The sequence below is a fragment of the Paenibacillus sp. FSL R5-0887 genome, from assembly GCF_038002305.1.
Taxonomy (GTDB): domain Bacteria; phylum Bacillota; class Bacilli; order Paenibacillales; family Paenibacillaceae; genus Paenibacillus_AQ; species Paenibacillus_AQ odorifer.
In genome coordinates this window covers 284,856-299,739 of the sequence record NZ_JBBOCE010000002.1, presented here as the reverse complement: position 1 = coordinate 299,739, position 14,884 = coordinate 284,856, and the positions used below count along the sequence as shown (strand labels likewise).

The 14,884-nt window shown below is 48.8% G+C and carries 6 protein-coding genes; all 6 read left to right on the top strand.

The features are described from left to right. Nucleotides 1–167 precede the first annotated feature (167 nt). The gene (locus tag MKY14_RS19280; protein WP_051490863.1) at nt 168–1,097 is read left to right on the top strand and encodes a carbohydrate ABC transporter permease; all 930 of its coding nucleotides are present in this window, start codon (nt 168–170) and stop codon (nt 1,095–1,097) included. A gap of 15 nt (nt 1,098–1,112) precedes the next feature. Next, a complete protein-coding gene (locus MKY14_RS19275; protein ID WP_036675652.1) occupies nt 1,113–1,949 on the top strand; it encodes a carbohydrate ABC transporter permease in 837 nt (278 codons plus the stop codon). 141 nt (nt 1,950–2,090) lie between these two features. Then, on the top strand, nt 2,091–3,488 hold the full coding sequence (locus MKY14_RS19270) for an ABC transporter substrate-binding protein (RefSeq protein ID WP_076100552.1): 1,398 nt from the start codon (nt 2,091–2,093) through the stop codon (nt 3,486–3,488). Between the two features lie 115 nt (nt 3,489–3,603). Beyond that, nucleotides 3,604–4,878, top strand: a complete 1,275-nt coding sequence (locus MKY14_RS19265) for an alpha-L-fucosidase (protein ID WP_339190174.1) — start codon at nt 3,604–3,606, stop codon at nt 4,876–4,878. A 25-nt stretch (nt 4,879–4,903) separates the two neighbouring features. Continuing rightward, entirely contained in the window at nt 4,904–6,736 is a 1,833-nt protein-coding gene (locus MKY14_RS19260; RefSeq protein WP_076301915.1) for a glycoside hydrolase family 35 protein, read from the top strand. A 41-nt stretch (nt 6,737–6,777) separates the two neighbouring features. Continuing rightward, nucleotides 6,778–14,745, top strand: a complete 7,968-nt coding sequence (locus MKY14_RS19255; protein WP_340977124.1) for a polysaccharide lyase family 8 super-sandwich domain-containing protein — start codon at nt 6,778–6,780, stop codon at nt 14,743–14,745. Nucleotides 14,746–14,884: the final 139 nt, after the last annotated feature.

Here is a 14,884-nt window from a genome sequence, read left to right as displayed (position 1 = left end):
AGCACAATTGTTAATGATATGAACAGACTCGCCGCCCCTCTAGGGCGGTTTTTTGTTGTCGGCGGACAAAGGTCAAAATCTTGCACATTCCGGGTCATAATCACTCCTTCTTGCGGAAGGCGGATGTATTACTATAATGACAAATCAAATTGTCGAGGTGATACAACGTGGAGGCTGCAAAACAACCTGTGCCAAAAATTCTGCAAGAGAAGCGGAAATTCTGGACTCCGCAACGGAAAGAGGCTTTAACCGGGTGGCTGTTTTTGGCACCGGAAATTGTCGGGATGCTTTTTCTTAATGTATTTGCGCTTGGATTCTCACTTTATTTGAGCTTCTCGAAATGGGATCTATTGTCGGGAGTCAAAGGAATCGAGTTCATCGGATTGGATAACTATATCAAAATGTTCCATGATCCGAGTATCATTCAAGCTTTGAAGAACAATGCTTTTTATATGATTATGACCGTGCCGATACCGATTGCGATTGCGCTGGTGCTCGCGGCATTGATTCAAAACAGTGTGTTCCTCAAAAATTATTTTAAAGTGGCTTTCTTTATTCCTTATATTTCTTCGATTATTGCGATAGCTGCCGTATGGAGTGCATTGTTCCATCCGTCTCTTGGACCGATCAATCAGTTGCTGATGGAGTTTGGAATTTCCAGCCCTCCGAAATGGCTAGTTGATCCAAAGACCTCACTGTTATCCATTGCTATTATCAGTTCTTGGGCGAGTCTTGGCTACACCATTATTATCTATATGGCTGGCTTGACGAATATTTCCGATGAGATCTACGAAGCCGCCGAAATAGATGGCGCCAGCGCGCTGAAAAAATTCTTTGCCATCACAGTTCCGATGCTGCGTCCGACCACATTTTTCCTGCTTATTACCATGCTGATTGGCTCGTTTAAGGTGTTCGACATCATCGCCTTTTTGACCGAAGGCGGTCCGAATAATTCTTCTACCGTGCTTGTGTTCAGGATCTATGAGGAAGGGTTCAAATACTACAACATGGGCTACGCTTCTGCAATTTCCTGGCTGCTATTCGCTGTTATCGGCTTGATTACCGCAGCCACTTGGAAAATGAGAAATGAAGAATAAAGGGGGGAGATTAACATGCAACTGATTAGAAAAAATATGTCCAGAGTGATCACTACCTGCATCATGGGGGCTTTGTCCATTGTATTTCTTATTCCGCTGATCTGGATGATTTCCGCAGCCTTCAAATATGAAAAAGATGTAATGCGCTTCCCGATCCAATGGATTCCCGAGAAGATCAATGTAGCGTATAATTTCAAGATGGTTTGGATGGGACGGGTACCTTTCTCCCATTTCTATTTAAACTCCTTTAAAGTTGCGATTATTACAACCTGCATCACACTGATCATTTCATCTATGTCGGCGTACGCCTTGACCAAAATCAAGTTTAAAGGACGGAATATGGTCTTTCTGGCGCTGCTGTCGTTCATGATTATTCCTGACCAGGCCACGCTGATTCCGCGTTTTCTGCTGATTCGTTGGTTCGGCCTCTATGATACTCATGCTGCTATCGTATTAATGAGTATGTTCTCCATCTACTTCACGTTCTTGCTGCGGCAATTTATGATTGGTATCAGCGACGAATATATTGAAGCGGCGCGAATTGATGGTGCAGGCCATTTGCGGATATTCTGGTCTATCATTGTTCCGCTCTGCAAGCCGGTGCTCGCTACCGTGGCGATCATCAAATTTATCTGGACCTGGAATGACTACCAGAATCCGCTGATCTTCTTGCTAAACAAGAATCTGTACACTATCCCACTCGGTATGACACTGTTCCGGGACGATTATTCTAACAACTATGCGATTATGATGACGGCAGCCGTTTCGGCGATCATCCCATTGGTCATCGTGTTCATTGCCCTGCAAAAGCAAGTCATTAACGGAATCTCCTTGGGAGGCGTAAAGGGCTGACTTGCGGGTATGCAAAAGAGGGTAAAAGTCAAAAATGTGATCCTACTACAGCAAAATTGTGCACTTGGCCTGTACAGCGGGTGCCTATAATAAGAAATGAACAAGGCACTATACTTAAATTTCAGTGCGGGGGGAAGTAAAATGAAAACAAAGGGCAAAAAAAGATTATCCGTTGTACTAGGCTCCATGCTGGCGGTTTCCTTAACGTTAAGCGCCTGTGGAAATTCCGGAAATTCAGAGAAGAATGGCGGTGCTGAAGCCAGTACGAATGCCGGGAACACCAAGGTGGACAAGCAAGTCGCCATCAAATATTACAACTGGGACAATGAAGCCCAATCAGCAGGCACGGATGCCATGCTGCAGGAATTTATGGATCAGAACCCAAATATCAAGGTAGAGCATGTGACACTCGTTCCCGGTGATTCTGTGGAGATGCTGAAGAAACTCGACTTCCTGATTTCATCCGGCGAAGCGATTGACGTTGTTCAGGTACCAAGCCTTGGAGGCGTACTTGAACGGGCGACCCGGGGAGCGCTTGCCCCGCTGAACGAATTCTATGAGAAGGATAACCTCGTTCCTGAGGATGAATATTATGTGAATGCTAAGGTAGACAACAACTATTATGGGATGCAATATACCAAGAGCAGCAACTATGTAATGCTGAACAAAGATGCACTGGATGAAGCGGGTCTGCCTGTACCTACTTTTGGCTGGACATGGGATGACTACCGCGACTATGCCAAAAAACTGACCAAAGGTGAAGGCGTAGACAAACGTTACGGCACATACTTCCACACCTGGGAGTTGTATATGAACGCACCGGCCCAAACGATGATGAAAGATCCATTCGTGTATGATGACGGGACGACCATTTTCGCGGATCCAACCTATAAATACTTCTTCCAGCTGCGCAAAGATATGGAGTCTGCTGATAAATCTGCGAAAACTTATGCAGATGCTTTAGCGGCTAAGCTCAATTACCGCACGGAATTCTTTAATGAAGAAGCCGCTATGATTCTGGCTGGTAACTGGACGATTGCTGATCCGGGCAATACTGAGCAGTATCCGCATGATTTCAAGACAGCTTTTGCTCCGGTACCGGTGCCTCCGGCAGGATCGGAACCAAAAGAATACGAGGGCAAATACTTCACCAGCGGCAATATGCTGGCGATGGGCGCTACTTCGAAGAACAAAGAGGCGTCTTTCCAACTGATGAGATTTATGTCAACGGCTGTTAGTGATAACAGACTGGAATTCTCCGGTTATAAAAAAGCGGATAATGAAGCCTTGCTGACCAAGCTGGTAGCTGGCAAAGAGGATATGTATGATATGGATTCACTCAAATATACACTCTTTGACAGTGCAATCCAGTTCCTTGATGGTGCACAGGTGATGACGACGGCAACGTCCGAATTGACCAAAATAATCGATGACGGCTTCAGCAGATTTATGCTTGGAAATGAATCGATTGATAAGGTGCAGCAATGGATGGTTGATGAAGCAACAAAAATTATCAACGAAAAAGGTGTTATCAAATAAATAGGGAATAAGCAAGTATCACAAGTTGTGGACGGGGCTTTGGAAGGTCATCAACTGGCTTTCCAAAGCCTTATTTATATATTGGGCCTACACAAACATATGGGAGAGTGTAGAAATGATGGAAAGCAGATTTTCACAGAACAAGCCGGAAGAGCAACTGGCGCTGCCTTCTAGGGAACAGCTGGAGTGGCAGGACCTGGAGCTGGGGATGTTTTGCCATTTTGGCATCAATACGTTTTGCGATCAGGAGTGGGGAGAAGGCAATGATTCACCTGCGGTCTTCAATCCGCTTCATTTGGATGCCCACCAATGGGTTAGTACAGCCAAAGAAGCTGGATTCCGTTATTTTATACTGACAGCTAAACATCATGATGGCTTCTGCTTGTGGCCGACTGCGACAAGTACTTATTCTGTGGCTTCTAGCCCATGGAAAGAAGGGCGCGGCGATGTCGTCAAGGAATGCGCGGAGGCTTGCCGTGAACTTGGAGTTGGCTTCGGCATTTATTTGTCTCCGTGGGACAGACATGAGCCCTGTTATGCAGATCCGCAAGCGTACGATGATTTCTATGCCCTGCAATTGCAGGAATTGCTTACGGGCTATGGTCCGCTTACGGAAATTTGGTTCGACGGCGCAGGGTCGGAGGGCCGCAATTACGATTGGCAGCGGATTATGGATCTGATCAAGCGCCATCAGCCAGGCGCCATGGTGTTTAATATGGGGGCACCAACGATCCGCTGGGTTGGCAATGAGGATGGCGTTGCTCCTTATCCATGCTGGAACACTGCGAATTCTGCGCGGGGTAGCATGTTCAGTGAAGCTTCATTGAACTGGCTTCCCGGAACGCCGAGCTGGGTGCCTGCGGAATGCGATGTGCCCATCCGTAAAGACCGCTGGTTCTGGCATCCTGAGGAGGAGCATCTGCTGCTGTCTCTGGAGCAGCTAATGGATATTTATTATCGTTCGGTTGGACATGGGGCAACTTTGCTGCTCAATGTAGCCCCTGACAACCGCGGGCTGTTTCCGGAGGCTGATGTGCAGCGGCTGCTGGAATTCGGCAAGGAGATAAGACGCAGATTTGACAAGGCTCTGGCGGTAACCGCAGGTACTGGAGATATTGTTGAACTGGAATTGCCAGCAGCTACTGTAATTGATCATGTCGAGATTATGGAGGATATCGCTTACGGCGAAAGAGTAGAAGGATATATGCTGGAAGCGTACAGCAACGGAGCGTGGCTGGAGTTGAAGCGTGGCAGTTCGATTGGCCATAAGAAAATCGACGCCTTCCCTCCGGTTGTCGCAGAGAAAATCCGCTTACGGGTGTCAGAAGCTGCCGCAAGCCCCAAGATCAGACGGCTTGCCGTCTACCACTGCGGGGAATCGTTAGAATAAATATTAATAAAGGAGGTTGTCGATAATGAGCCTGCTCACCTGGAACGACGGACACTATTTGCTGGACGGACAGCCTTATCGTATCGTATCGGGAGCCATTCATTATTTTCGGGTTGTGCCTGAATATTGGAAAGACCGGCTGCTGAAATTGAAAGCCTGCGGATTCAATACCGTGGAGACCTACATCGCCTGGAATATACATGAACCTAAAGAAGGGGAGTTCGTATTTGATGGCATGGCCGATGTGGTATCTTTTATCGAGCTGGCTGGGGAGCTTGGGCTTCATGTTATTGTCAGACCGAGTCCATTCATCTGTGCGGAGTGGGAGTTCGGAGGCCTGCCGGGCTGGTTGCTAGCTTACGGGGAACTCCAGCTTCGCTGCTGTGACCCTCTTTATTTAAGCAAGGTAGACCGTTATTACGATGAGCTAATTCCTCTGCTGGTTCCGCTGCTCTCCACACATGGCGGACCAATTCTGGCCGTTCAGGTAGAAAATGAATATGGCAGCTATGGTAATGACAGTGGCTACCTGGGCTATATGCGTGATGGACTGGTCAGCAGAGGGATCGATGTGCTGCTCTTTACTTCCGACGGGCCAACTGATGAGATGTTGCTCGGCGGAACACTGGAGGATGTGCATGCGACAGTCAATTTCGGCTCCAGTACAGAGGAATCCTTCCGCAAATATCGGGAATACCGCTCTGAAGAGCCGCTTATGGTGATGGAATACTGGAACGGCTGGTTTGATCACTGGATGGAGGATCATCATGTACGCGATGCCGGGGATGTAGCAGGTGTTCTGGATGAGATTCTGACCCAGGGCTCCTCATTTAATATGTACATGTTCCATGGTGGAACCAATTTTGGTTTCTATAATGGTGCGAATCATATCGTCACCTACGAGCCAACGACTACAAGCTATGACTATGATGCCCCGCTCACGGAATGGGGAGATACGACGGCGAAATTTGAAGCTGTCCGGTCGGTACTCAGCAACCATGGATTTGCCCCGACTTGTCCACTCCCTGAGCCGATTCCGAAGATTTCTTACGGGAAAGTCGCTTTGACGGAAAGAGCGGAACTATTCACGGCTTCCAATCTGGAGAAGTTATCAGAGACGGTGAACAGCGTGTGTATACAGCCGATGGAGAAGCTCGGACAATCCTATGGTTTTATATTGTACAGCACTTTTGTGCAGGGACCGCGGTCCAGACAGAAGCTTTACATCGAGGGCGTGCGCGATCGGGCGCAGGTCTTCCTGGATGGACAGGTGCTTGGGGTGATTGAGCGCTGGAATCCGCTGCCACTGGAACTTTCCATCCCCGCTGGGGGAGCGCAGCTGGATATCCTCGTCGAGAACATGGGACGAATCAATTACGGGCCGCTCATTCGCGATCCGAAAGGGATTCTGGACGGGGTTCGGATTGATAACCAGCTGCAATATAACTGGACGATTCGTACTTTGCCGTTGGAACAGGAACAGCTGGCTTCACTAGCGTACAAGAAGCATCCGGTGGAGAAGCAGCAAGCTGCGCCCCTTTCGGGTCTGCCCGGATTCTACCGGGGGAGCTTCGAGGCGGAGGAGATTGGCGATACCTTTCTACGATTCGATGGATGGAATAAAGGGGTCGCCTGGATTAACGGATTTAATCTGGGCCGTTACTGGAACGTTGGACCGCAGCGGGCGCTATATATCCCTGGTCCACTCTTGCGCAAGGGGTGCAATGAGCTGGTTCTTTTGGAGCTGCATGGCCGTGCGGAGACTTGCGAGATTGAGCTTGTGAACCTTCCTGATCTGGGAAGAACTTCGGCCGTCGATGACGCCGTGTTGAATTTTGTGCAGGATGATAACTTGTAGATGCCTTTAGCTTTAACCAATTCTAAGATTGGGGTGAACAAATGCGTAAACCAAGTCTATTTTTAGTATTAGTTCTCATTGTTGATCTTTTTTCTTCCTGTGGGGGAGTTCTTTATCCCTCGCATAGCAGGGCATCTGCGGCTGCATCAAATCTTATGCTTAACGGAAGCTTTGAGAATACAACGACAGCCCTTGACTCAACCTGGACAGGGGTTACAGACGCTGCTCCGGTGGGCTGGAGCTTATGGGTCCCTACAGGTAGTGGGAAAGGCACGAATAAAACAGCGAATATCAAGATAGACGCTGGCACTGCGCATGAAGGAACCCGGTCCATGCTGTTCGATGCCTTTGCCACAAGCAGGATTTCCATCAATCAGGGGGTAACTTCGGTTATCCCCGGTAAATCCTACAGACTTAAAGTCTGGTTAAAGACGGACAACGTCACTGGACAGGGAGCCTACTTTAGAACACAGTATTACAATACTGCCAAAGTGGGAGATGGACCTTCCTCTCCCAAAATAACAGGCACACAGGACTGGAGTATGCAGCAAGTACTTCTAACTATGCCGGCTAACGCGACGAAGCTAGTCATCGAGCCTTTTTTGGAGACTGGAAAAGGAAAGCTATGGATAGATGATATCGCATTGGAGGAATATGCGGGTCTTACAGGAATTGCGCTAGACCGTACGGCCTTTTCTATGGTCAAAGGGGACACGGTTGCACTTCTGCCGACTTTATCCCCTATAACGGCGGTGGATAAAACGGTAGTGTGGACTTCGAGCAATCCAGAAGCTGCGACTGTGGACGCACTTGGTAATGTAATGGGTACGGGGATCGGTTCTTCGACCATCAAGATCGCCACACCGGATGGTAGCCTTGCAGCTGAATGTCTGGTTACTGTCGAAGCTCCCGACACGATACAGGCCTACAATAAACTGAGGCTGAAATGGTACGACCGATTAAGTGGTGGTCAATACGATGGGAGTGATCCTGATATAGCTGCTAGTATTAGCGCTCAGGCTGCATCGGCTGCTGCACTTTGGGAGAGTATGGATAAATCCTCCGGCCGCACTTCCTTGTGGAGTGATACCGCGAGCACTACAGATTCGCAGTTTATTACAAGCGCTTACAATCGCTTGAAGACTATGGCATTGGCCTATTCTGTGGAGGGATCGGAGCTTTACGGCAACAGCGCTTTGGCGAACGATATTGTAAGCGCAATCAATTGGATGTATACAAACCGCTATAATCCGAGCAAAAGCGCTTATGGGAACTGGTGGGACTGGGAGATTGGCACGCCGCAGATTGTGAATGATCTTATGGTGCTCATGTATGACTATCTAACACCGCAGCAAATCAATCAGTATCTTGCGGCTATTGATGCCTTCTGTCCAGACCCCAAAGTAGGGTCGGTTCTTGGCGTTAAGGGCACGAAGATGACGGGAGCAAATCTACTAGATAAAGCGCTTGTGGTCACGGTAAGAGGCGTGATTGGCAACAACAGTGCAAAGATCATTCAGGGCCGTGATTCCATTGGCTCCGAGTATGTGTACACGACTCATGGTGACGGTGTGTATAAGGATGGTTCCCTCGTTCAGCATAATAATATTGCCTATACGGGTGGATATGGTTCGGTCTGGCTCAAAGGGACGGCGGACATGTCTTATCTGCTGACCGATTCTCCATGGCCAATAACGGACCCGAATGTTCTGAACATTTACGAATGGGTGGCTCAGACTTACGAGCCGGTGATCTACAACGGTCATTTTATGGATTCGGTAAATGGCAGAGGTATATCTAGAAAAGGAAGCGGCAGCGCAAGAGGGTTAATTGTCACCTTGCTGCGGATGGCTGAAACTGCTCCGGAGAATATTGCAGTATCTATTAAGCAAGCGGCGAAAGAATGGATTTCAGCGAATATGACATCCGGCAATTATTATGAAGGGTTGTCGCTTGCCGATATAACGATTGTGAAAAAGCTGATGAATGACGGGAAGATCAATCCAAGAGGAGCTCTCATTAAGAATCAGGTATTCGCCGGCATGGACCGGGTGGTTCATCTACGCGAAGGTTACGGCTTCAGCTTGAGTCTGTTCTCGAATCGCATCTCGGCGTTTGAGAAAGGGAACAACGAGAACCTGAAAGGATGGTATACGGGGATTGGGATGACCTATTTATACAATCAGGATCTGACCCAATACCGCAATGACTTCTGGCCTACCGTCAATTCCTACCGCTTGTCTGGCACGACAACGGATGGATCGGGGCAGGGAATGGTGCCTGTGGAATGGAAAAGTTACATGAATCCGAAAACCTGGGTGGGTGGATCGTCGCTGGAAGGCCTATACGGTGCAGCAGGTATGGATTTCTCACTCTCCCAAGTGACCGGTAGCGATTTGCAAGGCAAGAAATCCTGGTTTATGTTCGATGATGAGATTGTGGCGCTTGGTTCGGGAATTTCCAAATCAACTGCCGGCCCGCAGTCTGTTGAGACGATTATCGATAACCGGATGCTTAACGAAGTGGGAAACAACAAACTTCTAATCAACGGAGCTGTAGAACCGTCACAGTCCGGATGGTCAGCGACGTTAAAGAACGTTCAATGGGCCCATCTGGAGGGTAATGTGTCAGGTGCCGACGTGGGCTACTATTTCCCTGAAGCTCCAAGTATACTGGCGCAACGTGAAGCCAGAACCGGCAGTTGGAAAGAGATTAATGCCACTCAATCCGATGTTCCCATTACGCGCAACTATTTAAGCCTGGCAGTTGAGCATGGAGATACGCCTACGAATGGCTCATACTCCTATGTTCTGTTGCCTAATCGTGACATTTCAGGTACTGAGGATTACAGTGGCAACCCGGATATCGAAGTGCTGCGCAATACAGAGGATGTGCATGCGGTCAGAGAGAAGAAGCTGGGCATAACCGCCGCTAATTTCTGGAATCCAGGAACGGTAGATTCCATCAAGGCACTCAATCCAGCTTCCGTGATGATTCGGCAGATCGATCAGGAGCTTGTCGTTTCGGTGTCTGATCCTACTCAGTCGCAAAACCTATTGTCCCTGGAACTGGATATACCGGGGTTGACACTGCTCAGCAAAGATAGCAAGACGGATGTAGTGCAAGCTTCGGGAAATACAGTTATAACGGTGGATGTGAAGAATTCTATAGGGGCAACGCATGTATTGAAATTTAATATTACTGAAGGAGAGACTCCAAAAGACGAATATGACGAGCTTCGTGGAAGATGGGTGGAGTATTTGACCGGAGGGCAATCCTTCGACCCGAATAACCCGGACATTGCCAAGTCTATAAAGACTTTATCCGATAAGATCAGTAATCAGGAGCGAACTGGATTCTGGGATACGATGAACAAGCAAATGAACCGTACTTATTTATGGAGCGATAAGCCGGGCAGCACAGCGGATGCTTTTGATACGGCAGCCTCTTATAACCGGTTGAAGGATATGGCTATTGCCTTTTCGACATCCGGCTCACCATTGTACGAGAATATGCAGTTGAAATCAGATATTCTGGATGGTTTAGATTTCTTATACGCGAATTGGTATAACGAAACTAAACTGGAGAAAGGCAATTGGTTCGAATGGGAGATCGGCATTCCGCTTGCATTGGGAGATACGATGGCCTTAATGTTCGAGTATTTGTCAGCCGATCAGATTACCAAATATACCAAAGCCATTGATAAATTCTGCCCGGACCCAACCAAACGGACCAATCAACCCTCGTTGATGGAAACCGGCGCGAATCGGCTGGATAAAGCACTGGCAGTGGTCTTGAGGGGCATTCATAATCGTGACAGTGCGAAGATCAAACAAGGGAGGGATGCGGTTAGCCAAGTATTACCCTATGTGACCCGCGGAGACGGATTTTATGAGGACGGCTCCTTTATCCAGCATAATAATATTGCTTATACCGGCAGTTATGGGGCTGTATTGCTTGGCGATATGATGAAAATGATGACTTTGCTGACAGGGTCCTCTTGGCCGCTGACTGATACCAATATGAAGAATGTATACAACTGGGTAACGGATTCTTATGAACCTCTCGTCTACAGAAAATTAATGATGGATATGGTGTTCGGTAGATCGATAGCCCGGGGAAACCGGCAGCTCGTGCCTTGGTCGCATATTTTGCGGCTGGCTTCTTCCGCGCCACCGGAGCAAGCGGCCCGATTTAAATCGATGGTGAAGTATTGGTTCGAAGCCGATACGGTAGTAGAAAGTTATTACGACGGTCTAAGAGTAGCCGATATTGTTCTGCTCCAGACGCTTATGGACGATCCAGAGGTGCAGCCATCAGGAGACCTTACTGTGCATAAGCAGTTTTCGGCTATGGACCGGATTGTCCACCATCGGCCTGGATATGCCTTTGGGATCAGCATGTCTTCGGCCCGAATTGCCAACTATGAAGCGGGCACAGAGAATCTGAAGGGCTGGTATACAGGCGAAGGCATGACCTATCTGTATAATCAGGATCTGGATCAATATGCAGATGCATTCTGGCCGACCGTGAACGCTTATCGTCTGCCTGGGGTTACATCGGATGGGGCAAGTCGCGGTGCAGCCAAGACTACATCTAAAACATGGGTGGGAGGATCATCCATAGACGGCCTTTATGGAGCGGCCGGCATGGATCTGGATCCGGATAACAGCACATTGTCCGGTAAAAAGTCCTGGTTCATGTTCGATGATGAAATCGTAGCACTTGGGGCAGGCATTACAAGCACGGATAACCGCAAGGTGGAGACCATCGTAGATAACCGTAAGCTCAAGGCGAGCGGAGACAATGTACTTACGGTCAACGGAGAGGCCAAGCCATCCGCGCTGGGTTGGTCTGAGTCAATGAATCAGGTGCATTGGGCACATCTGGAAGGCAATGTTCCCGGCTCGGGAATCGGTTATTATTTCCCTGATGCCCCAACGATAGACGGTCTGCGTGAGTCTCGGACTGGCGCATGGAAGGATATTAATCAAGGGGGATCAACGGAGCCGATTACGAGAAATTATGCCAGCCTGTCGATTGCTCAAGGAACGAATCCGGTGAATCAATCGTATTCGTATGTGCTTCTGCCGAATCAGGATGAAACGGCGACAGCGCGCTACAGCAGTAGTCCTGACATCGAAATTATAGCCAACACGGATAGTGTGCAAGCCGTCAAGGAACAGAAGCTGGGACTTACGGCTATGAACTTCTGGGTACCGGGAATGATCGAATCCGTGCGCGCCAATCATCCAGCCTCCATTATTATCAAGGAGTCTGGAGATGAACTGACGATAGCCATTTCGGATCCGACACAGTCTCAATCTGTGGTGAATGTGGATGTCGGCAGAACCGCGCTGGAAGAGCTGATGAAAGATCCAACCGTAACGGTACTGCAGACCTCACCGAGGATTGAACTCGCAATTCATACCAGCGGGTCCAAAGGAAAAAGCCATGTTGTCAAGTTCAGAATTGATCCGAATGCCGAGCCTTCTGAGCCTTCCGATTCGGAACCAGACGAAGCGGCAATAACGAAGCTGTATGTTTCTGAAGATGCGTATGTCAATGGAGGATCGAAAGCTGCAGTCAATTATAGTTCGGTCAATTACTTGCAGATCAGAAATGGCAGCGGGGACACAGACAGAAGGGTTTATCTAAAATTCGATCTGAGTCCATTTCTCGGTGAAGTTGGTTCTGTGAAGCTGAATGTGTTCGGAAAGACAAATGACGGGGCAGGCACTTTGTCCGATATCGGTGTATTTGGAGTCCAAGATGATGATTGGACGGAGGCAACGCTAAATTACAATAATGCTCCAAAAATCGGTACTCAAGCTGCGCTGCAGACTTTTTCCGGACCGGAGCAGTGGCGGCAGTTCGATATTACCTCATGGGTTGGCACGGAGTTCCCTTCCGATCCGGTGATAAGTCTGGCTCTTAGGCAGGTAGGCTATAATCTCGCCACAGACATAAGAAGCCGTAAGAATGAGAATGGCAAATATGCCGCGTATCTGGAAATTTTGCCGAAAGATACAACACCTCCAGTCACGAAGGCTACCATACTTGGAGAAACAGGAGAAGGGGGCGCATATAAGGGCAAAGTCAATATCACTTTTGATGTCACCGACCAATCCAATGGGGGAGCTGTCGGCTGGGGAGTCAAGCGGACAGAATACCGGCTCAACGGTGGTGCATGGAATACGGTTACTCAGAGCGTATATATCGAGAACCCCGGAACCTTCGGGATCGATTATCGTTCGGTGGATAAGGCTGGAAATGTAGAGCCGTTCCGACAGCTTCAGGTGACAATCATGGAGCCTACAGAAAGAGTCTCAACGGCAATTAGCGGCCCGGAAAGCCTGGGTGTCGGGGAGACCGGAACGGCGGTTACTTCGGTAGTGTACAGCGATGGCAGCCGTTATATAGTAACCGAAGGTATAGTCTATGAGAGCAGCGATCCTAACGTGACAAGTATAGGCAAAGATGGCCATATTGAAGCTAAAGGACCGGGCGTTTCGGTTATTTCATCCGTATATGACAACATGACCGCTTCCTATTTATTAAAGGTGTATGAACAACTGCCGGAGCTCGTCTCTATTTCGTTAAGCGGTCCGACATCCTTGGAAATAGGGCAGAGCGGTAAGGTGGTCACAACGGCGGTATATAGTGATGATAGTCACCTTACGGTAACCGAGGGTGTGATCTACGAGAGCAGTAACAGGAAGGTAGCCACAGTAACGGCAACGGGGCAGCTGCAAGCACTTGATCCGGGTATGACTGTGATTACTGCAAGTTACGGAGGACGGCAGAGCAGTCTGACGCTTCAGATTCTACAAGCGGAAGAGACTACTTCAACTGTTCCGAGTCCGCAACCACAAGTGCCTTCCGTACCGGAGGTAACGGCGGGGCGGCTGCAACTAAACGCAGCTTCGTTGAACGATCTTTCGGCAGCCATTGTCTACGAGGGTAAATTGAGAATGCTAGTATTGCCGGGGATGGCAGCAGACATGCTCAAACAGAAGCCGCTTCGGGTAGAGGCTTCTAACTTTAATGTGACCCTTCCGGCAGCGGTGCTTCAACAATTGCGGGGTTTGATTCCTGCGGAGCAATTGGCCGTTAGCCAGATCTTTCTGGAGGCTTCTGAGGTGAATGGGGAAGCGGCGCAGAGAATACTAGCTAGCGCAGAGAAGAAATCTGGTGCAGTGCTAAACCAGGCAGGAGAGTTCCTTCTCTTTAACTTGTATATTGTTGCTGGTGACGGTACAAGAAGCATACTTTCCAAATTTGTTGAGCCCGTTACATTAGAGCTTAACGCCTACCCTGAGGCCAAAAGGAATTTGCTCGGCGGCTATTATTTTCCAGATTCCGGAAATATAGAGTATGCGGGCGGTTCCTGGCTGAAGGGCAAGGTGGCTCTGCGCACCGAACACTTAGGCACATATGCCGTGCTGGAATACAACAAATCGTATGACGATGTTCCTTCTGGACATTGGGCGGCGGCGGTTGTACAAGAGCTAACGGCCAAACATCTGATTCAAGGAGTCGGACTTCGGAATTTCGAGCCGAACCGGTCAGTGACCCGTGCAGAATTTACAGCTATGCTGATCCGCTTGCTAGGACTTGAAGGGAAATCATCTACAGCATTTGCGGATGTATCTGCGGATGAGTGGTATGCGGAGGAAGTGGCGCAGGCTGTAGAGGCGGGGATAGTCCATGGGGTGAGTGAGACTCGCTTCGCTCCAGAAGCCCCTATTTCCCGCCAAGAGATGGCGGTCATGGTGATGCGAGCCTACGAATATGTCAGCGGGAAAAAGGTGGAACCGAAGCCTGTAATCCAATTCGGCGACTTGCGTGCGGCTGCCTCATGGGCCCGTGAATCGATCATTGCTGCCCAAGCCCTTGGACTTATCCAGGGTCGAAGTGACCAGCAATTCGCTCCGGGAGGCTCAGCAACTCGAGCTGAGAGCGCAATGGTTCTATACAATCTTTTAGCAATTAAGACTGAAAAGTAAGAATTTGAAGCCAGGGCTTTGGGTAGGTTCAGTAGAACCATTCCAGAGCCCTTTTGGCGTTTAGAGAAATCGGCAGATTTGGATGGGCAGAGCTTTCGTTGAGGTTTCATTTCTACTCGGTTTGTGAATAATGGAGGAT